General features: G+C 61.6%; 11 protein-coding genes. 6 read left to right on the top strand and 5 right to left on the bottom strand.

Annotated elements, in window-relative coordinates; translation table 11 throughout:
- Positions 1–11: 11 nt before the first annotated feature.
- Positions 12–1,424, bottom strand: coding sequence for a cytochrome c3 family protein (locus AC6IZO_RS12235; RefSeq protein ID WP_497805081.1), 1,413 nt, complete (start codon positions 1,422–1,424; stop codon positions 12–14).
- Between the two features lie 614 nt (positions 1,425–2,038).
- Between AC6IZO_RS12235 and AC6IZO_RS12240 the strand changes: the two genes are divergently transcribed.
- The 3 genes from AC6IZO_RS12240 to AC6IZO_RS12250 all read left to right on the top strand — a co-directional run bounded on the left by AC6IZO_RS12240 (position 2,039) and on the right by AC6IZO_RS12250 (position 10,149).
- Positions 2,039–3,607 carry a cytochrome c biogenesis ResB family protein gene (locus AC6IZO_RS12240; protein ID WP_497805082.1) on the top strand — a complete coding sequence of 523 codons (1,569 nt, stop codon included), beginning with the start codon at positions 2,039–2,041 and terminating at the stop codon, positions 3,605–3,607.
- 24 nt (positions 3,608–3,631) lie between these two features.
- Positions 3,632–5,041, top strand: coding sequence for a c-type cytochrome biogenesis protein CcsB (gene ccsB / locus AC6IZO_RS12245; RefSeq protein WP_497805083.1), 1,410 nt, complete (start codon positions 3,632–3,634; stop codon positions 5,039–5,041).
- A gap of 539 nt (positions 5,042–5,580) precedes the next feature.
- A complete protein-coding gene (locus AC6IZO_RS12250; protein ID WP_497805084.1) occupies positions 5,581–10,149 on the top strand; it encodes a beta strand repeat-containing protein in 4,569 nt (1,522 codons plus the stop codon).
- A 74-nt stretch (positions 10,150–10,223) separates the two neighbouring features.
- Here AC6IZO_RS12250 and AC6IZO_RS12255 read toward each other — a convergent pair whose 3' ends face one another.
- Positions 10,224–12,452: a tetratricopeptide repeat protein gene (locus AC6IZO_RS12255; protein ID WP_497805085.1), complete on the bottom strand. Its 2,229-nt coding sequence runs from the start codon at positions 12,450–12,452 to the stop codon at positions 10,224–10,226.
- A 7-nt stretch (positions 12,453–12,459) separates the two neighbouring features.
- On the opposite strand from AC6IZO_RS12255, the gene AC6IZO_RS12260 reads away from it, so the two are divergent.
- A complete protein-coding gene (locus AC6IZO_RS12260; RefSeq protein WP_497805086.1) occupies positions 12,460–14,016 on the top strand; it encodes a tetratricopeptide repeat protein in 1,557 nt (518 codons plus the stop codon).
- A 73-nt stretch (positions 14,017–14,089) separates the two neighbouring features.
- On the opposite strand, the gene AC6IZO_RS12265 is transcribed toward AC6IZO_RS12260, so the two are convergent.
- The gene (locus tag AC6IZO_RS12265) at positions 14,090–14,779 is read right to left on the bottom strand and encodes a tetratricopeptide repeat protein (protein WP_497805087.1); all 690 of its coding nucleotides are present in this window, start codon (positions 14,777–14,779) and stop codon (positions 14,090–14,092) included.
- A 405-nt stretch (positions 14,780–15,184) separates the two neighbouring features.
- Between AC6IZO_RS12265 and AC6IZO_RS12270 the strand changes: the two genes are divergently transcribed.
- A complete protein-coding gene (locus AC6IZO_RS12270; protein ID WP_497805088.1) occupies positions 15,185–16,252 on the top strand; it encodes a sensor histidine kinase in 1,068 nt (355 codons plus the stop codon).
- Between the two features lie 164 nt (positions 16,253–16,416).
- Entirely contained in the window at positions 16,417–17,898 is a 1,482-nt protein-coding gene (locus AC6IZO_RS12275) for a sigma-54-dependent transcriptional regulator (protein ID WP_497805089.1), read from the top strand.
- Positions 17,899–18,075: 177 nt separating this feature from the next.
- On the opposite strand, the gene AC6IZO_RS12280 is transcribed toward AC6IZO_RS12275, so the two are convergent.
- The gene (locus AC6IZO_RS12280; protein WP_497805090.1) at positions 18,076–20,037 is read right to left on the bottom strand and encodes a DUF4382 domain-containing protein; all 1,962 of its coding nucleotides are present in this window, start codon (positions 20,035–20,037) and stop codon (positions 18,076–18,078) included.
- Between the two features lie 266 nt (positions 20,038–20,303).
- The gene (gene hemA, locus AC6IZO_RS12285; RefSeq protein ID WP_497805091.1) at positions 20,304–21,608 is read right to left on the bottom strand and encodes a glutamyl-tRNA reductase; all 1,305 of its coding nucleotides are present in this window, start codon (positions 21,606–21,608) and stop codon (positions 20,304–20,306) included.
- Positions 21,609–21,906 lie beyond the last annotated feature (298 nt).

Here is a 21,906-nt window from a genome sequence, read left to right on the forward strand (position 1 = left end):
CTTCCCTGTACCTAGTTCACAGTCTTGTGGCACGTGGCGCAAAATTCGGTGTTATTTTCCTGGTCCTTCACCAGCATTCCAGAGTGGCTACCGGAGTGCGGCTGATGGCAGGAGGCGCAGTTGACGGACTTGAGAACCTTGCCGGATTCCGGATCGATCATGTCCTTCACCGGGTGATGTTCCACCGGGTGACCGATTCCGTACTTCACCGGCAGCGGATCAATCTTCTTGAAGTAGTCTTCCGGCAACTTCACCTTGCCGCCGAAGATCGTCACCGCGTGCTCGCTCTCGAGCTTGGCAGGCTGAATGTCCGGTCCGTGGCACTCCATGCAGAGCGAGTACCAGTTATCCGCCCGCAGCAGGTGCTGGTTGTTGCCGCCGTGAGGCTCATGGCAGACATAGCAGCCCTGTCCGAAAGCCGGCTGGTGCGCGTGAGCCTTCTTGCCCTGCTCCGCAATGTCGCTGTGGCAGTTCAAGCAGACTTCCACCGCATTCGGCTTCTGGAAGCCCGGTGAGGTGCCGGCGTGCGGGTTGTGGCAATCCGTGCAATCGCCCATCGCGCCCGGATGCTGAACCTTCGCCTTTTCAATCTGCTCCTGCTTGTCGCTGTGGCAGGTCAGGCAGAGTTCCTTGCTCGTCTTGCTGGTCAGCACCACCTTGCCGTCCTTGGCCGGAGCATGGCAGCTATCGCACTGGCCAGGCCCGAACACGGCATGGGTGAACTTGTTCATCAATTTCTTCTGCGTCGACTGGTGCGGGTCGTGGCAGGTCAGGCAGTCGGCCGTGGCGAACGGCTGGCCATTGTGCTTCTTCAGAAGCTCGGCATCCTTCAGGTCGTGGCAGTCGGCGCACAACGCGGGAGCATCCTTCTTCAGGTGGTCATCAAACTCGCGCTTGCCGCGGGGGCCCGTCTTATGGGTCACATGGCAGGCATCGCATCCCATGTCGAGTGCGGCGTGGCGGCTGCCGTCCTTCGGAACATTCTGTCCCTGGGTGTGACAACGGAGGCACAGGTTCGTGTCCTTGGTGTCACCGCTGGCGGCCTTCTTCAGGTTGTTCGCGTTGTCCGAGGTGTGCGGATCGTGGCACTTGATGCAATCGCGGACGGCCGGGGCGTGAACCTTGCCCTTGATGTCGGCGGCCTTCTTGTCAGCGTGGCAGGTGATGCAGAGGGCAACGGTAGTGGTGGTGGTCAGCTTTACGCGGGTGGTCTCTTTGTTCACGCGGATTTCGTGACAGCTTGTACACCCCATGGCGATTGCGGAGTGAACATGCTTGCCCTTGGTCTTGTCCTCGTGGCACTGCGCACAGGTGGCTGGGTCCTGCTTGGGCTCCAGCGGAACCGGGTGCTTACCGGCAAAGGCTGTCGCCGACAGCACCATTGCCAACAACGTAAGGGAAAACGATTTGAGACCCAAAGTCACCGCTTCTACTGCCTCCGGGCTGAGTGATAAGCATTTCAATCGCCGTCCTGCCCGCCCTATTTGCCGGATTAGAGGAAAAATGTGTAAGTGGTTAAAAAAACTAAATTTACAGTTTCGATACGGCCACATTTCCAATCCTGAAACGGCACATCCTGGTTACCAAAGGTGAGTTTTCTTGCGTGTCCGCACCCGATGGGGTCGTGAAATTCCCCACCCGCATACACCTCTGGCGGCAACGAGGGAAAAACTCTCATTGCATCCGGATACTACCGGAGGAGAATTGATAAAATCTAGAGGGAAAAGTCACGAAATCAGCGATTCACCATCAGACGGTCGGCCAAGTAGATCTCAAACGATTGTTCATGGAGGTGGGCCATGCTTATCACCGCCTTGCGCGAAATCACCCAATCTGGAGTCAGCGCGCATGGTTCCAACTCGGCACAAGTGCCATGATGGCAAGTATTTAACACCTGCCTCTATAATGGCGCGTAACGTGCAAAAGGGGGCTTGGGCTGCTGAAGAGATGGTCTGCAGTGGATTGTGCCTTCGATTCCTAATCCCCAATCCCCAGACACCATGCCTGCCAGTATCATGCGGGACGCAGTTGCCTGTAGATGCAAGATTTGCGTTCGGAACCAAGGAGTCCGGCTTTGATTTCTCTGTGGAACAAATTCTTCCGGTTTTTCGCCAGTGTAAAGACCGGGGTTTTCCTCCTGCTTACGGTCATCCTGTTTTCGGCAGTCGGAACCGTGATATTGCAGCGTCCTACATCGGAGGTATCCGATATTCAGCGGGCCTATTCTCCCAGCACCCTGGCCCTGCTGGATCGCCTGCAACTGACAGACATCTACCACGCCTGGTATTTCGTGACCCTGCTGGGATTGGTCATCCTTAGTATTTTGTTCGTCTCCATTGACCGTTGGCCGAATGCGTGGCGCTATTACGCGCGTCCTTACAAGTTCGCCGAGTCGCACTTCCGCTCCAGCGTTCCCACCCGCGCCCTGATTCCGGTTGCGAGCGAAGATGGGGCACTGGAAGCCGCCGAGCGCGCGTTCCAGAAAAAGGGCATGCAGGTTTCGCGCGAAGTCAGCGGCGAAGAGGTGGGTCTGTTCAGCGAGCGCGCCCGCATCGCCGAGTTCGCTGTCTACGTCGTGCACGCCAGCCTGCTGTTCCTGATGCTGGGCTACCTGCTCGATCTGCAGGTCGGCTATCGCGGCACCATGTCGCTGACCGAAGGCGAGACCACCAACAAGTACACAGTTCTCAAGGGTGCTGTCGAAATTCCCTACACGCTGCCCTTCTCCATCCGCTGCGACGGCGCCAAGCAGGTCAACTACACCGTCGGCGAAATGATGAAGTTCGAGGACAAGAAGACACTGCAGGAAGATACCGGCATGCCCGCGGGCATGGGCGGCGACAAGTCGATGCTCAGCCAGGAAACCAGCATGCCCAAGCAGTACTGGTCGCAGCTGGCGGTGGTCGAGAACGGCCGGGACATGCTGAGCAAGAAGATCATCGTCAATGATCCGCTCACCTATCGCGGCGTCCGCTTCTTCCAGTCCGGCATGGGGCAGAGCGGCAAGCTGGCTTCGATCACGCTCACCGTCAAGACTCCCGATGGCACTCCTCAGTCGGTGGATCTGGCGCCCGGTAAGCAGATCACTTCCGGCGATGTCACGGTGGCATTCACCCGCTTCATTCCTGAGTACTACATCCAGGATGGCGAGATCCACACCAAGTCGGAATCGGCGCGGAACCCGGCACTGCAATTCACGATCACCAAGGCTGGCGCACAGTATCCGGTCTGGCTTCTGCTCGATCAGACCCGCACGGCCGTGGAGAAGAACACCGGCGTCGAGTTGACGGTCATCAACGGCAAGCTGGCCATGGAAACCGTGCTGCAGGTCAGCTATCAGCCCGGCCAGTGGCTCATCTTCCCTGGCGTGCTGCTGATGGTGGTGGGCCTGATGATGGTTCTGCTTCTGTCGCACACGCGGGTGTGGGCCGTGGTGGTCAATGACCCGAAGGTTGGCCCGGCAATCTGGGTTGCCGGCACTGCCAATCGCAATAAGATTCGCTTCCAGCAGCAGTTCGACGAGCTGGTGGCTGCAATTAAGAACGAGTTAAACGGCGGCAGCGCGCCTGCCGGCAAGGATGAAGACTCCACCGTGGCCAAGGCCTAGGCGGAGAGGTTTCTGGAGGATCTGATGTCTGAAGCACGTATGGAACGGCAGGCTCTGAGCGGTGGCAACATGCTGCTGGTCATGGTTGGGCTGGGCATGGCGTTTCTGCTGTTTATGGCCATGCTGGGGTTGAAGACCAATCCCGGCCCTGTCTATGGCGAGAGCAACATGCTCTATCTCGCGCTGGTGTTTTACGCCGGTGCCGGAGCCCTCTACATGGGATTCGGCGTCACCGGCATTGAAAAGTACGTCAAGCTGGCTTCGGCAGCGACCACCATCGGGTGGCTGGCCAACACCGTGGCCGCCGGACATCGCTGGTATATCGCCGGACGTCCGCCGTTCAGCAACCTGTATGAAATGCTGCTGAGCTTTGTGTGGACCGTCGCCCTGCTCACCCTGGTGGCCGAAAAGGCTTACAAGGTGAAGATCATCGGCTCGGTGACCATGCCGCTGGCTGTGGTCTCGGTCATCCTGATGCAGCTGATGCCGAGCGAAGTCCGTCCGCTGGTTCCGGCTCTGCAGTCCACCTGGCTGCACGTGCACGTTTCGCTGGCCATGCTGAGTTATGCGGCCTGCGCCGTCAGCTTCGCGCTGGCAGCCATGTTCCTCATCCAGGACAAGATGCAGACGCGCAGCTTCCTGGCCCTGACTTCGCTGGGCATGGCGGGCGTCTACGCCTCCATGCTGATCCGCTTCCGCGCTGGTGCGTTCGCAGTGGTTGCTTACGACATCACCAAGCATCAGGAGATCTACAACGACGCCGACAAGCGCGTGATGGTCGCCATCCCCGATCTGGGCTGGCTGGTGGCGCTGGTGATGGTCTCGGCGTTTGTGCCGCTGGTGCTGTACATCGTGGCCCAGGTGCAGAAGAATGACTCGCTGCACGCGGCTTCCAACAAGGCCATGTTCGGCAGCATCGTTCTCCAGGTGCTGCTGGTGGTTGCCTTCGCCCTGCGCGTGAAGAACGGCGTCTACCCGGCGCTGAATGCCGAGGGCGCGGCTCCGACGGCTCTGGCTGCCAGCCCGTTCCTGCTGTCCGGCATGATCGGCGGCATCTTTGCCGGACTGCTCTACCTGCTGATGCTGTGGCGTCGCGAAGACTTGCAGCGCATGCTGCCGCCGTCCGATGTGCTCGACCGCGTGACCTACAAGACCATCGGCGTGGCCTTCCCGCTGCTGACCTTGATGATCGCGACCGGCGCCTACTGGGCCAATCAGGCCTGGGGCAGCTACTGGAGCTGGGACCCGAAGGAAACCTGGGCCGCCATCACCTGGCTGGTCTACGGCATCTACCTTCACGCCCGCATCACCCACGGCATGCGCGGACGCTGGGCTGCCTACTTCGCCATTGTGGGCTTTGCAGTGGTGATCTTCACCTTCTTCGGTGTGACCTACCTGCTGCCGGGCCTGCACGCATACGCCAGCAACGGGTAACCAAGTCCTAGGGGGTGCGCTCCTGCACACCCCCAGCGGTGCGCTTCCTAAGCGCTTCATACCCCCACTCATACCCAAGCAGGGCCTGGAGACGTCCAGGCCCTGTTCCATTTTCCCCCTCCTAGAATTCTCCACAGTCCCTTCAAAATGATGCAGATAGCCATACAACACCATGTACCACCGCACACGTATGGACTACTACTTTAGTTTCGATTGAATACTTCAAATACGATATATGCATAGACAACAATCAATGTAAAAACTGTTTAGCTTCCGCTCCAGATTCCTATGCAAGTCCAACACTTTTCTGCTAGTTACTCTGTTGATGGTAACTGTCAATCTGGGTACCTCAGATTCCTTGCAGCGCCCTCCCTTGATTGCGATTATGTGTTTCAAATTGAAATACTGAAGCTCATACGTACCGTTACCGTGTGGGGCCCGCAATCCAGCAATCAAGTTCCAGAAAATGGTGGTCTGCAAGAATGAAAGTTGATCGTTCCCTCTGTAAATCCTCCCCCGTCTGGTGTTTGGCGGTTTTATTGCTTTCTGCATCGTGCCTGTGGGCACAGGGGGCCAGCAACACCGCGCTGGCTGTCTCGTCCAACAACGTCTCAGTTGGCACGGTGGTGACTTTCACCGCCACGGTGACCTCGGGCGGCAATGCCGCTCCGGCTGGACTGGTCCTGTTCTGCGACGCTTCCGCGGCACGCTGCCAGGATTCCGGTCTGCTCGGGAAGGTGTGGGTCGCGCGTTCCGGCACTGCCATCTACCGGGCCACGCTGGCGCCCGGAACGCATCAGGTCTATGCGGTCTACAAGGGGACAGGCAGCTATGCGTCGAGCACTTCATCGACGCAGACGATCAACGTCACCGCTTCGCTGGCAACCGTTACCTCCGTGGCCAGCAGCAGCAGCACCGGCAATTACACGTTGACGGCGACGGTCACCGGCACCGGCGCGGTTGCACCTTCGGGAACGATCTCCTTCCTGCAATCGACGGACGACAACTATCCTCTGGCGAGTGCCACACTCGGAGCAGCCAGCAAGAGCGCCTCTTTTGCCACCACCGCAGGACCGGTTGGAAATACCTATTCGCAGGCCCTGGCGCTCGGCGACTTCAACAACGACGGCATCCTGGACTACGCGGCGGCCAACCTCTCGTCTACCGGAACTGCTTCCATCATGCTGGGAAGCGGAAGCGGCACGTTCACAAAGAAGGCGGCGTACTCTGCCGGTGCCTATGCAGAAGCCGCAGTTGTGGCCGACTTCAATGGCGACGGCAATCTGGACATTGCATTTGCCAACTCTTCCGGGAACGGGCTCACCGTGCTGCTGGGCAACGGGGATGGAACCTTTACTTCGGCCTCTAGCTCAATCGTCGCCTACGCGGCAGGCATCGCCGTCGGGGACTTCAACAACGACGGCATTCCGGACCTGGCCGTGGTCAACAACAACGGCAATTACCAGGTCACCATTCTGCTGGGGAACGGGGACGGGACCTTCACGGCGGGCAGCAGCTTCACCATTCCGCAGTACTCAACTTCGCCGGAAGGTATTGTTGCCGCCGATTTCAACAACGATGGCAAAACCGATCTGGCGGTGACCAGTTGCAACCGCACCACCCCGGCCAGCTACGTGGTCTCCATCCTGCTGGGCAATGGGGACGGAACCTTCACCGCCGGGCAGAGCTACACGGCAGACGTGGCCAACAACGCGTTGGTGGCCGCCGACTTCAACGGCGATGGGCAGGTGGACCTGGCGGTTGGCAATTACGGAGCCAACAGCATTACCGTGCTTCTGGGAAATGGCGACGGAACCTTTACCCCGGGAACCACGATCACGACGGCGGCAGGCCCGATGGCGCTGGTGGCAGCCGACTTCAACAACGACGGCCACATGGATCTCGCCACGGCAAACTATGCCAAAAGCACCGTCAGCTTCCTCCTGGGAAATGGCGACGGAACCTTTGCGGCCTCCGGCTCCGTCACGACCGGCTCTTATCCGGCAGCCGTGCTTGCCGGCGATTTCAATGGGGACGGCATCCAGGACCTGCTGACGGCGAACTACAAGGCTTCTTCCGGCTCGATCATCGCGCAGACGATCACCTACGTTGCAACGGCCACTGCGAACGGGGTCTCTGCGGTGGGCAGTGGCACACAGACTGTGTCCGCCAACTACGATGGCGACAGCAATCACCAGAGTTCCAGTGGAACAACCCAGTTGCAGGGCACGGCCATCTTCGACCCAGTCTTCAGCCTGGCGGGCGGCAGCGTCACCGCCGGCTCTTCGGTGACGATCACGGACGCGACTTCCGGCGCCTCCATTTACTACACGACCGATGGCTCGACGCCAACGACCGCATCGACGCTCTACAGCGGCGCAATCGTGATCGACAGCAGCGTCACCATCACGGCAATCGCCGCGGTGGGAACACGCGCCACCAGCAACGCCGTCAGCAACACTTACACGGTTAACAGCGCAAAGACGACGCCGAGCATCACCTGGGCAGCGCCCGCGGCCATCACCTACGGAACCGCATTGAGCGCAACACAGCTCAACGCCACTTCCACCGTCGCAGGTACCTTCGTCTATTCGCCTACGGCAGGAACCGTCCTCAGTGCCGGAACGCAGACGCTGAGCGTGACGTTCACGCCGACTGATACGACCAACTATGACGCGGCTACCGCCAGCGTCTCACTCACGGTCAATAAGGCCTCGGTGGCGGTCACGGCGAGTGGCCTCTCCCGCGTTTACAACACGGCGAACCCGGCGTTCGCGGCCAGCTACAGCGGTTTCCTCAACGGAGACACCAGCGCGGCACTGAGCGGTTCGCCATCACTGACCACCACGGCCACGCAGACCTCAAATGCCGGCAGCTACACCATCACCGCAGCGCAGGGGACACTGGCCGCCGCCAATTATGGGTTCAGCTTCGTCAATGGCACGCTGACCATCACGCAGGCCTCGCAAACGATCACGGTCACCACGCCAGCGCCGTCGGTTGCCTCCGCCAACAGCACGTTCACCGTAGCGGCCACGGCCAGTTCGGGTCTGGCGGTCACCTATGGTTCCTCGGGTGGCTGCACCAACAATGGCGCCACGTACACCATGTCGAGCGGCACCACGGCCTGCACCGTGACCTACAACCAGGCGGGCGACACCAACTACAGCGCCGCTCCGGCCGTCACCAGCACGGTCAGCGCCACGCTGATCACGCAGGCCACGTTGAGCGTGTCCGGCATGGCCACCAACCAACCGGCGGTGAACACGACCTTTACGGTGGGCACCACGGGCGGCAGCGGCTCCGGAGCGGTCACCTACTATGCGTCAGGCGCTTGCACGGTGAACTCCTCCACCGGCGTGGTCACCGTGACCGCCGCGTGGAGCACTTGTTACGTTTACGCCGTGAAGGCCAGCGACGGTACGTACTCCGCCGCGACCTCCGCGACGGTTTCCACCAGCACGGGCGCGGCGGCCGCGCAAAGCATTGTGGTCACCCAGGCTGCGCCTGCCAGCGCCACCTACGGCACCTCATTCACGGTTTCGGCGTACGCGACTTCCGGCCTGGCGGTGACGATCAATGCCTACGGCGGATGCAGCATCACCAGCAGCTCCACCACCGGCGGGGTTACCACCGCGCTGATCGGCATGAGCAGCGGCTCCAACGCCTGCACTGTCACCTACTCGCAGTGGGGAGACAACAACTGGCAGGGAGCCACTCAGATCCAGTCGTCCACAACGGCCGTGAAAGCCACGCCCGCAACGCTGACCGTGACCGGCGCGCCCAGCTCGGCCAACTACAACACCACCTTCAGCGTCAGCACCACGGGTGGCAGCGGAACGGGATACGTTTCGTACAGTGTTTCCGGTGTGTGCAGCGTGGGCGGCACCAATATCACCATGACCAGCGGCACTGGAACCTGCTCGATCACTGCCACGCAGGCCGCGGACAACAACTATGCCAGCAACACTTCGGCGGCGGTTACGGTCAATGCCTCGCTGACCTCGCAGACGATCACGGTCAGCACCACGCCGCCCGCCAGCGCTGCCTACGGCTCCACGTTCAGCGTCTATGCTGGTTCGAGCGTCTACCTCACGGTGAGCTACAGCGCCAGCGGCGCGTGCAGCATCAGCGGCACCACGGTGACCATGACCAGTGGCACCGGAACCTGCTCGATCACCTACACGCAGGCTGGCAACTCGAACTACGCGGCCGCCACGCCGGTAACCACCACCACGGCGGCCACACTGGCCACGCCGGCATACCTGGCTTTGACGGGTGCACCCGGCAGCGCGACCTATGGCAACTCCTTCACGCTCGGCACCACGGGCGGCAGCGGCTCCGGCGCGGTCACCTACTATGCTTCGGGCGCCTGCTCGGCCAGCGGCTCCATCATCACCATGACGAGCGGCACCGGAAGCTGCTCGGTCTACGCCATCAAGGCCAGCGATGGCAACTACGCTTCCGCCACCACCGCAACCAGCAGCGTGACGGCCGTGAAGGCTTCGCAGGCCACGCTGACCGTGGCGGTTCCCAGCACACTCAACTACATGGCGTCTGCAACGCTCAGCACAACGGGCGGCAGCGGCTCAGGTGCAGTCACCTACACGCTCGCCTCGGGCAGCTGCTCGCTCAGCGGCGCCACGCTGACGGCCAACAGCTACACCGGCACCTGCTCGGTCTACGCCACCAAGGCTGCGGACAGCAATTACAACAGTGCGACTTCGGCCACAGCCAGCACGGCGCTGACGGGCCAGATCACCACGACGACCATCAACTCGGTGAATTCCGCAGCCGTTGGCAACAGCGGCAAGTACAACCTGACCTTCACGGTCACCGTGGCGGCCACATCCGGCACCCCGACCGGGTCGGTCACGGTAACCGACACATCGAGCAGCAGCAACACCTGCACGCTGACGCTTTCCGGCGGGACCGGTTCGTGCACCATCTCGCACTATTACGGCACGACGCAGGCGAGCTTCACCGCAACCTACGCTGGTGCAACCGGCTATGTCGGCTCCACCAGCGCCGTTGTGACCGTGACGCCAGGCACCACCTATGCCACGGCCCTGGCGTTGACGAGCACCAAGAAGGCCAAAGTCAAGTAAGCAACTGACGACGACGCGGCGGAGCAATTTCTGGCTCCGCCGCTTTTTTGTGTCTGCGAGTTTGTGGAATGAGATTAGTGAGTTTGCAGCGCGTCAGCCTGCGCATTAGCCCGGGCGGCCTGTTCAGACTGTCCTGCGGCCTGCAGCAGCTGCGCCAGCCGCCGCCAGCGCTGCGCCGCCGCCGGGGTCAATTGAACGGCGAGCTTCTGAGATTCGATGGCGGCGTTCCAGTCTCCGCTCTGCCGTTGCGCCTCAGAGCGAAGCTCGGCGATGTGGGCATAAAGGCCCGGGGCGGCCGACTCACCGCCCTCACGATACGGACTCGCCTTCACGGCACTGTCCAGGGCGCTGAGAGCCTGCTGCGGATGCTGCTGGCGCAGCTCCAGCTCGGTCAGGTTCAGGAGGATGTCCAGCGGACTGGTCGAACTTCGCGCCGCTCCCCGCAATACTTCCGCCGCCTCCGCCAACCGCCCTTCCCTCTCATAGATGGCTGCCAGCAGGAAAGCCACACCGGCGTCAAATGGTGCGCGGTCCCTGGCGGCACGGCACTGCTCCTCGGCCTCCGGCAAACGGTTCCACTGCAGGTACAACGTGCTTAAGAGCTGGTGCGGGAAAGGACTGGATGGTTGCTGCCGGGCGGCACTCATCAGCAGCTGCTCTGACTCCTGAGCGCGTCCCAGGGCAAGCGTGAGTGCGCCGGCGTTCAGGTTGAAGTCATATAACGCGGTGCGGGACGCGCCTTGCGGCGGAAGAAACGTCTGGTTCATGCAGTTGATGCCTGAGCGTTGCAGCCAGGGGAGGTTCTGCGGAGTATTGCGCAGCAGCACCATTCCTGTTTCGTCCATGTAGACCGGACGCCAGTTGCGGCTCTGGCAGAACGCCGCCGGGTCCAGCTTCTCCAGCGCCCGCGAGCCGGAGGTCGCCAGCACAATGATGTTCAGGTTCCAGCGCTCCGCCGCAGCCTGCCATTCGAGGCCGTCCGGAGCAAGGCTATTGAGAGAGCTTTGCTGCGCCACCAGTTCGGGCGACAGGCGGTCGCCGCGGCCATCGATGAAGCCGGGGCGCTCCGGTCCCAGCGTCCACTCCACAAAGCTGCCCAGTCCGTATTCCGTGTACACATTTCCCGGCAACTTCTGATTGCGCACAAACGACAGAGCACGCTCCGGGAACCAGTTCGAGAGCCCCGCGCCGAAGCGCCAGTCGGACTTGGCGACGATGTACGTGCGGCTGCTGACGTAGTCCGCCGTGCGCAGCGCTGTCACCAGGCACAGCACCGCCAGAACAAGCACGGAGGCACGCTGGCGCCACGGCTGGCCCCACTTCAACCACGAGGGTTGCTCCGCCTGCCCCAGTTCTTCAAAGACCGCCGGTGCCAGCGTTGCAACGGCCACCACAAACAACCCCATGTAGCGCGCGTGCGCGACAGTTCCATAGAGCGCGGCGCCTGCCAGCAACGCGGCGCCAAACTGGCGTCGCCACAGGCAGACCACCACCAGCACCATCGCTGCCAGCAGCAACCACGCAAAGCCACTCTCGATGTAGCGCAGGTCCAGCATCTCCCACAACAAGTGGCTCGAGATGGGAACGCCGCGATACTCGCCGATGAAATGGTTGCTGTTGAGGCGGCCCGCGCCGGGAGCCACCAACCCGCCCAGCACCATCGCGGTGCGGTAGACGTTGTATCCCCAAGGGTTCAGCAGCGTCACCGCCACCGAAGCAGCCAACCAGGGCCACGCGCGGCGCAGGCGTTCCAGCGCGGCGGCGCGACGGCCGGCGAACGGAAACTCGCAGGCCTCAAGCAGCAGGTAGGCGAGCAGGGCGGCCAGCCCTGCAACAAAGCCGGGGTGCAGGTTCACCCAGGCAAACATGAGCACCGGCAGCAGCCAGAGCCGCGCACGCGTGCCACGATGCCAGGCCCAGAGCTCTCCGAGAAAGAAGACGAACAGCAGGGTGCTGAAGGCGTCGGCTCGCGGCGCTGTACGGGCTGCAATGGACTGCGTGGCCAGCATGGCAAACAGCGCGCCAACGGCACTGCCGCGCCGCACCAGATAGGCACACGCGGCCAGCGTGGCCAGCGCGCAGAACCAGCTCAGCGCCGCATAGCCCCCCGCGCTGAAGAGAGAGTAGAAGATGACTCCGGCAAAGGGTGGATACATCCACGGCTCGCCCGCTGAAGTAAAGGTCAGCACATCGGCGCGTGGGATCGCATGGTGCTGCACTACCCAGCGGCCCGTCGCGAGATGCCAGCCCATGTCGGGGTCGGAAACCGTGTGCAACCCGGCGCACAGCGCGTTGAGCAGCACAAGGCAGATGAGTAGATTCTTCAGCGGGGCGGAAGGCCAATTGCGCGAAGCTTGCATAGGCAGGAAATCTCTATGGATCCGGTTCGTTGAATATCTTAGCCGAAGCGCCGGGCAGGCCCGCGCCGCGAATGCCGCGCAAAACTGCTCACGTATAATTTACGGCATGCTGCGCAACAAGTGGATTCTGGCGGCGCTCCTCGCAGTGACGGGGCTGACCTTCGCCTTCACCCTGAGTTTCCCTTTCATGGGAGATGACTATCCGCAGATTGTGCAGAACCCCCGGGTGCAGTCCTGGAGCGCCGTTCCCGGCTACTTCACCACTCACCTCTGGTCACAGATTCCCGAGGCTGCGGCGCGCTTCTACCGGCCACTCTTTCTTCTGCTGCTGCGGCTGATTCATTGCCTCTTTGGCCTGTGGACGCCGGGATGGCACCTGGCACTCGTGGCCAGCCACCTGGGGGCGACCGCTCTCGTTTACTGGCTGGTGCGGCGTTGGAAGGGGGAGCGGCTCGCGCTGCTTGCGGCGGCGCTGTTCGCTTTGCATCCCGTCCATGCCGAAGTCGTTTCCTGGGTCTCGGCCATCTCCGAGCCATGCCTGACCATTGCCCTCATTGGCTGCCTGGGCCTATGTGCTCGGGACGATGTACGCTCCGAATTGGTGGCGCTACTCTTGTTTGCCGTGGCCTTGGGGTTCAAGGAGACTGCCATCGTCTGGCCGCTGGTGATCTTTGCCGGCCTGTATGACGATTTCCAGCGCAGCCTGCGGCGGACGCTCCCGTTCGTCGGCGTTGCAGTCGGCTATCTTCTGCTGCGTGTGGCCATCCTCGGCAGCATCAGCAAACCGCTGGTGCGAGACACGCCGCTGAGCATTCTGTACGTTCCGGCCATGCTCGGGCAGTACTTCCTGCACCTGATCTGGCCGGTCGGCCTCAGCAGCTTCTGCGAGCTGGCCCCGAACGCGCTCAGCCTGCTGTTTGTGCTTCCGGTGCTCGCGGGACTCCTATTCCTTGCTTGGCGTTCGCAGTATGAACGCATTGCGGTTCTTGTCATTCTGGTGCCGCTGCTGCCTGCCTTGAATCTTGGCTCCCTGCAGCTCAGCTCGATGGTGCAGGACCGCTATCTTTATCTGCCGAGCGTTGGCTTTGCCATGCTGGCGGCGATGGTGGTGGAACGCTTTCCCAGACCTGTGGTTGGCGTGCTGCTGGCGGCGATGGTGGTGGGCTGTGTGTTTGAAACACGCACTTACAGCAGCGGCGAGCACTTCTACGAGCGCGCGGTGAAGGCCGCTCCGCACAACATGGAAGCCCGCGAAGGGCTGGGCCGCATTTACGCAACGCAGGGCGAATACCGGGAGGCCATCGCAGTGCTGCAACCACTCGTTGCACAGCGGAATGTCCCTGCTTCCACCCGGCAGAGTGCGCTGCTGTCGCTGGCTTACAGCGAGGAGGCACTGGGCGAAAACCAGATGGCGCTGGAGCATTACATCGCCGTCGAGGAGCTGTCTCCCTCGCGTGAAATTGAAGCGCGTATTGACGCGTTGCTCAGGCGGCTGGGCCGAAGATAGCGCCCCATCAGTGGACAAACAAAACCCGCGGCCAAGGCCGCGGGTTCTTCATTGCGGAGCGTAAGCTCCGAGCTTACATGGCCGGCTTGTCAGACTTCTGGCCCGGCTTGATGTTCATGTGCTTCTGCGCCTGGGCAATGTACATCTTGACCTTGTCGGCGCCTTCCCAGTTCGGGCTGGTCTTGAGCAGCAGCTGCCAGTCGGCGATGGCGCCCTTGGCATCCATCTTGCCCTGCCACTTCACAATGCCGCGATCAAACAACGCATTGGCGTGGTTCGGTTCCTGCTTCAGCACGGTGTCCAGCTCGTTGATGGCCTTGTCGATCTGGTTGGCGTAGAAGTAGCTGGTTCCCAGGTCGCAACGGACGTTGGAGTTCTTCGGGTCCGCGGCCAGCGCGCGATTGTAATAGTCAATCGCTGAATCGAAAACCTGCGCGTCATAGTAGAAGTTGCCAACCTGCGCCAGCAGCGCCGGATCATTGGGCTTGGACTTCAACTGTTCGAGCAGGGGGGCAACCTGCTTATCGGCCATTGCCTTCAACTGTTCGGGGCTGGGCATCTGCTGCTGGCCCATGGCGCCACCCATGCCACCGCCCATGCCGGCCGGGGCCTGTTGCGCCGTCGGAGCCGGGGTGGAGGGGGTTGCAGAGCCGCGCAGCAAGTAACCGACGGCGACTCCCACCAGCAGGCTGATGACCGCCATGATGTAGGCTTGCGTGCTTGTCCAGGTTTGAGGAGTGTTGTTCCCGTTCGACTGTGCCATTCAATCCATCCTTAAGTTCTGAAGCGGGCACCACGCCGATTGCGTTCCAAGTGTCCCCGTTCTCCAGCGTGCAATATGATAAATCCGCCCGACACCCCACTGTGTGATAATCATCACAGTTGGGCCGAAAAAAGCGGTCGGTGCAGGCAGAGAAAACTTGTCTTGTAAGCAAGATACGGAGCTGCCAGACGCGATTCCGCTATAAGCGACAAACTCTGGAGCGTTTACAATAGAATTAAAGATGCAGGATACCCGGAAAGCATCGGGCGCTCCCCATGAGAACCATTTGCCCCGGGGTGGACGAATGGGCTTGCAAGTGACTCTCGGGAAAATCAAGTTGCCAACGGGTATCTAAGAAACATATATTGCTCGATTGTTTCCGCAGTCGTGCGGAAGAGGGCCTTTGTGAGTCGAGTCCGCCTGAATTGGCAGATCAAAGCGGTTCTACCGGTAGCAGCCGTGCTGCTCAACGGCTTGTTGTTGTTCTCGCTGGTTTCATTAACCATTAGCGAACCGGGCAACCTTGTTTTGGTCATCGCCATTGGCGGTGCGGTTGCCGTGTGTGCGGTCATGCTCATGGTGCTGGCCGTGGTGGTGCACCGACCCATGCTGGAGCTGCAGGACAAGATGGCCATGGTTCGCGACGGCGACCTGCGTGCCAACGTCAGCTTTGGAAGCCGGAACGATGAACTTGGAGACCTGGGCCGGGGCTTCAACGAGATGGTGCAGCAACTGCGCGAAAGCCGCGAGGAGATTCAGCGCCTGCACCGCACGCAGATGTCCCGCGCCGAGCACCTGGCAACACTGGGAGAGCTTGCCGCCGGGCTGGCGCATGAGATTCGCAACCCGCTGGCCGGCATTGCCGGCGTGATTGAGATTGTCGGGCGCGACCTTCCGGCCGATTCCCCTGCCCGCGGCGTACTGGGCGATGTGCGGCACGAGGTTCTGCACATCAACCGGATCGTCAGCGAGTTGCTGGAGATCGCGCGGCCCAAGGCTCCCAACTTCCAGGCTGCCGACCTGATGGCCGGCGTGGAACATGCGGTGATGTTTGCGCGCGAGCAGGCAGCCTCGCGCAACGTGATCATTACGCTCAACAAGCAGACGCCGCTGCCCAAGATTGAACATGACACCGGCCAGATTCATCAGGTGATCCTGAACCTGCTGTTGAACGCCGTGCAGGCCTGCGACCAGGGCGGCACCGTGGACGTCGAGTTCGGGGTCAGCGATGATGCCATTACGGTCTCAGTCACCGATACCGGCAAAGGGATTCCGCCAGAGATCCTGGCCAACATCTTCCGTCCCTTCTTCACCACCAAGGGCAACGGAACAGGACTGGGGTTGTCCCTGGCGCGGCGAATTGTGGAAGATCATGGTGGACACATTGAAGTGCAGAGTTGGGCAGGCAAGGGCAGCCGGTTTATTGTGACGCTGCCCAAGCATCGTTCGGTCGCGCTGGAACCGCGCGGATAGGGCAGACGAACGATGAGGACTGGCGCCTGGTGCTCTCAGACGGGCGTCGCAAGATGAATCCGGCGGGGTATTCCGCCAGACCACCGGCAGCTTGCGCCGGCAGGTCCGGGGGAATGCAAGTCGCCCATCTTTAGGTTGGACGTGTAGAGTAGGTAGTAGAAACGATGCCCTCGGATAAAGTACTGATCGTCGATGACGAGAAACTGGTGCGCTGGTCCCTCCGCCAGAAATGCGAGGATTGGGGCTTCCACGTGCTGGAAGCCGACCACGGCGCCGCCGCACTGCGTCTGGTACAGAATGAAACCCCCGACCTGCTGCTGCTCGACGTGCGCCTTCCGGACATGAACGGCATTGAAGTGTTGGAGCAGATGAAGGCCTCCAACTCAGCGCCGCGCGCGGTCATCATGATTACCGCCGACCCGCAACTGGAAGACGTCAAGCACGCGCTCAAGCTCGGTGCCTACGACTTTGTGGGCAAGCCGCTGAATTTCGACGAACTCTCCGTGACGGTGAACAACGCGCTGGAAGCCACGCGGTTGCGCGCCGAGAACGAGACGCTGCGCGGGGAAGTACGCCGCCGCACCGGCTACCACGAGGTGGTCGGCGTCAGCCAGCGCATGACCGAGCTGATGACGTTCGTCAACAAGGTTGCCGCCAGCGAAGCCACCACCATTCTGATCCAGGGCGAGAGCGGCACCGGTAAAGACCTCATCGCCAAAGCCATCCATTACCAGAGCAACCGGCAGAATAACGCCTTCGTCGCCATCAACTGCTCGGCCATTCCCGAAACGCTGATGGAAGCCGAGCTTTTCGGACACGAGCGCGGCGCCTTCACCGACGCCAAAACGATGAAGAAGGGCCTGTTCGAGGTCAGCGATGGCGGCACCCTGTTCCTGGATGAAATCGGCGAACTCTCGCCGCTGCTGCAGGCCAAACTGCTGCGCGTGCTGGAAGACCAGGTGATCCGCCGCGTGGGCGGCGTGCGAGACATGCAGGTGGATGTGCGCGTGATCGCCGCCAGCAACCGCGACCTGGAACGCGCCGTACGAGAAGGCAACTTCCGGCAGGACTTGTATTACCGCCTGGCCATCATCAGCGTCTTTCTGCCGCCGCTGCGCGAACGCAAGGAAGATATTCAGCCGCTGGTGGACTACTTCATCGAGCGCTACAACAAGAAGTTCAAGAAGAGCGTGCAGGGCATTACCGAGCAGACATGCAAGCTGCTGATGAAGCACGATTGGCCGGGCAATGTCCGCGAGTTGAAGAATGCCATCGAACGGGCCATGATTCTGGAAGATGAGGAATATCTGCGTCCGGACTACCTGCCCTTCTCGGTAGGCTCCTCCGGCGGAGCGTTCACTGCGTTTGAGATGTCCTCGATGGGTGCAACGCCGGCAACGGCCAATGAAAGCGCCGCCGCCTCCCTGCCCAACGGCCGCAGCCTTCCGAAGCTTTCCATTCCGGAGGGCGGCACCTCGCTCGAAGAAGTGGAGCGGGCACTTGTGGATCTGGCGCTGCAACAATCCAACGGCAACCAGACACAGGCCGCCCGCCTGCTCGACATCAGCCGCGATGCGTTGCGCTACAAGCTGAAGAAATTCGGGCTGATGCACGGCGAGGACGTGGAAGAAAGCCCCGTCGGCTAGCCATTCCGGTGCGGGGCGCGCCGCAAAGACGCGCCCCGGCTGCTTTCCCGCGAATCCCCTTCCCCTATTTCCAAGAACATCTCACACCGCCTGATTCACGAACATGCTGCAAGGTCATTCACTACACAAGAAAAGGCCGCCGTGCGCGACGGCGGCCGGAGTGAACATCACTGATTTCTAGGAGGCGTCGCGGGGGAGTCTGCCCGTGAAGTACATCAACGTGTAGGCCTTCACCGTGCCATCGGCCTGCGGCACACCGAAGACCTTCACCGGTGTGCCAACCACCAGCGCCGCCTGCACCGCCGCGAGGTCCGTGCTGCTCGTCAGGTCATGCGCGGTGATGGTGACCATGCCCGTGGTGGTGTTGCGATTCACCTCGTAGACAACGGTGGCGGCGTTGGCGGCGGTGCTCAGAACAATGCTCACCGCGTTGGTTCCGCCCGGCACCGTCATGCCAATAACGCCGCCGTTCGTGATGGACGACCACGCGTTGCTGACCGTGCCCAGCGGCAGCCTCACCGGATCAAGCACGGTCCATGCGGCCGCCCAGCCGCCCGTGTTTGCCGGGTCCCCCCAGAGGGCATTGCTCTCGCCAAAGGCCCGCACCGCGCCTACCGTGCCGCCAAAATTGGCCGCGCCCGTGGTGGCGGCGACAAAATTCGGGATGGCGGTGGTGCCGGTATTGAGCAGCGTCGGGTACTGGAAGTTCCACCACTTGTAGCCGGTGATGGCCGCACCGCTGTCGTCGGTGCCATTGGCCGTGCTGCTGGAGATGTACGGCAGCGTGACCGAGTAGTCGTCGGACCTGGTGCAGAACAGGCGTCCGTAGGTAAAGCCGGTGCTGTTGGCCGCCGTGATGGTGCCGCTGAAGCGTGCATCCTCAATGTCCACGGTATCGGCGTACCAGGTGGAGGCCGTAACGTCGCGCACGCCCACGTGAACCTTGAAGCCGCGCAGGATGTTTGCCTCGAACCAGGCCGTGCCGGTGCCGATCGGCGTGGCATCCTTCAGGCCATCCTGCGGCACGCGGAAGTAGAACTGCGTGTTGGCGTCGATGTGTATGGCGACGGAAGTTCCGTCCTCCTTCATGACGCGCATCACGTCGTAGGTGCGGTCCACACGCAGCACATGCCCCTCGGGGCTCAGGTAGATCTTGGCAAAACTGGTGCTGACGTACATGCGCACCGCCACCAGCGTCCCGTTCGACTGGTACCGAACAGTGACGCGCACGTACTTGTTGGGCAGCGAGCTGGCGATGCTGGAGAAGTTCGTCAGCACGCTCTTGGTGCCGGCATCCACGTCATAGACGAGGGTGCCGTAGGTGGAATCCGCAAGAATCGTCTCGGTGTGTGTGGAGAGTGTTGGCGCAGTGGCGCCCGGCTCCAGATAAATCTTGGTCATCGCAAAGCTGGTGTTGTCCGTGGCCACGGAGTTGACCAGTCCGTAGGGATCACGACGCAGAAGATAGCGCAGGTCCGGCACGGGATGCGCCCGGATTGGGCCGTTGAAGTTCACGGTCCAGACTGCGCTGCCGCTGGAATCCGTGTGCTCGACGATGAACGCCGGATGTTTGAGATCGAAGTCGATATTAACGGCCGTGATGGTGCCGTCGGAGACCACGATGGGCTGGGAGAACTTGACGGCGACCGGCACAGTCAGGTTCGGCGAAGTCCCCTGCGTGCCGAAAATCTCAATCTGGCTGCTGGGAATGGTGGAACCCGCCGCGGCCGGAAAGCCCGCTTCGGGATCGGCGGAAACCACCAGCGTGACATCTCCCTGATTGCCGCTGATGGTGAGCTTGGCGGAGGTATAGGTTCCGGATGGCACGCCTGTGGACGAGCTGAGCAGATCCGCCAGCGAATCCAATTGCACGAGGTTTACGACAGGTGGGGTGCTAGGCGCGGTGTAGACCGTAACTGGCGTACCGCCTCCCTGTGGCACCAGTTGAACGCTAAGCAATTTGACGCCAATGACCGACCAGTTCTCATTGGCATCATCGCTGATGGTGAGGTTGACCGTGCCTTTGGCATTGGAGGTGGGGCCGGAACTGGAAGAACTGGAACCGCCGCCGCACCCTGTCAAAATCAGCGCCAGGGAGACAGCAAGGAACAACGCGAAACGCGAGAACTTCGTGTGCATGCCAATTCGCTCCTTTGGAAGACGTGAGGGGCGAAGCCACGCCGGCAGGTTGGAGCCGGCGGCCCGCTGCCCAATCGGGAGTCCCTGCCGGACGATGCACACATAAAAACGAGTATGCCACCGGCCCTCGGCAACAAACCCGGAAGTGTAGCGGAAAGTTCCGCTCGAATCCTTGTGTTTATGGGGCGTGTCCCCGCGACCAAGGCGCGGAAGTGGCGGGAATGCTGGCAGGACAGTGGGGGGACAGGAAAACAGGAGTGGACGGATTAATGGCCCGCGAGCTGGTTCTTGATCACCGCCGGAGCCTGTTGGATCTCCAGCTGGAAGAGCTGTTCGAGCGCCGTCGCCAGAGGATCCTGCTGCGCCTGATCGGGAAGCTCTTTCAGTTGGCGCGCCAAGGTGGCGGAGATGCGCTGCGTAATGTGTGAGGCGAGGCTGCGCAGCGCGGCCTCCTGATCTTCGGTGAACGGGCCAAATTCCTCGGCGAGGTTCTCCATCTCCTGTGCGCAAATCTGCTCCAGACGGGCGCGCAGTGCGGTCAGCGTCGGCAGGACATTCTCGGAAAGCAGCTTGCGGCGGAAGCCGGAGACCTCTTCGCGAACCACGCGGTCGCCCATTTCCAGGCTGGCCATGCGGTTGGGATGGCGCTCGGCCACTTCGCAGAGATCGTCGATATCCTGCAGCACAACGCCGGGCAGCGCCCGGATGGCAGGATCAATGTTGCGCGGCACACCGAGGTCGGTAATCAGAAGCGGCTTTTCGCCGCGCACACGCAGGACCGAGTCCAGTTCCGAGCGGCACAGCAACATGCGCGATGCCGTGGCGGAAACAAGCAGGTCGGCATCCACCAGGTGCTGCCACAATTCTTCCATGTGGACAGCGCGGGCACCGAGCTTCTCCGCCAGTTGCAGGCCGTGATCGAAGGTGCGGTTGATGATGACGACTTCGCCAAATCGCGCTTCCAGCAGTGCGCGCGCGGTCGCCTCCCCCATGGCCCCGGCGCCGAGAACCACTGCCTTGGGCGTGCGCACTTCCCGCAGGCTTTCCAAGGAGGTTTCCACGACTGCGTTGGCCACGGTGGCAACCGTGGAGGCGCTCGGGCAGTATTGCTTCACGCGCACCGCCACCGCCAGCGCCTTCTTCAAGACGGCGTTCAGGAAACGTCCGGTGGTTCCGGCCTTCTGCGCCTGATGCCAGGCGTGAGCGACGGAGGTGGTGACCTCCGGCTCCCCGAAAATGGAGGCATCCTGCCCGCTGGCAACGCGCACTACATGTTCCATGGCCGCGTCATCCACCAGGCGGTAGAAGCTGGACCATTCGCTGAGCTTGAGATCGTAGGCGCGGGTCAGGAAGCGTAACACCGAGTTGGCGGCCTCTCCAGCATTCTGCGTCCAGACGTAGAACTCCGTCCGGTTGCAGTTGGAGATGACCATGACTTCGTCGATGCCTTCGGAGCGGACCAGGTGGGTCAGGGCGTCGAACCGGCGCGACTCGCCAACCCAGAACCGCTCGCGCACGGCCAGCGAGGCGGTGCGGTAGCTGATTCCGATGACGACCAATGTCGGTTCCACAAACACTCCCAGAAATACAAGACGCAAAGTGCACTTATTGGGCCAAACATGAAGAAGGCACGATGAAATAGTAAGAGTCGTAAATACAAGCGGATACCGCTAGAGCGGGGGGCTTGCAATCTCCGCGGTGAGCCACCAACTGCGGCATTTCGCGCGCGGTGGCGTGATTTGCCCTGATGCAGTCAGGGTGTCAACTCTCACTGGAACCGGGGAGGCACTAAGTGCGACTCACACTATCCAGAGCAGGCGGTCGGTAAACCGATATGCCCTCCTTCGCCCCCTCAGTCTCCTTCTCCTC

Source organism: Oryzophilus luti (assembly GCF_059726245.1).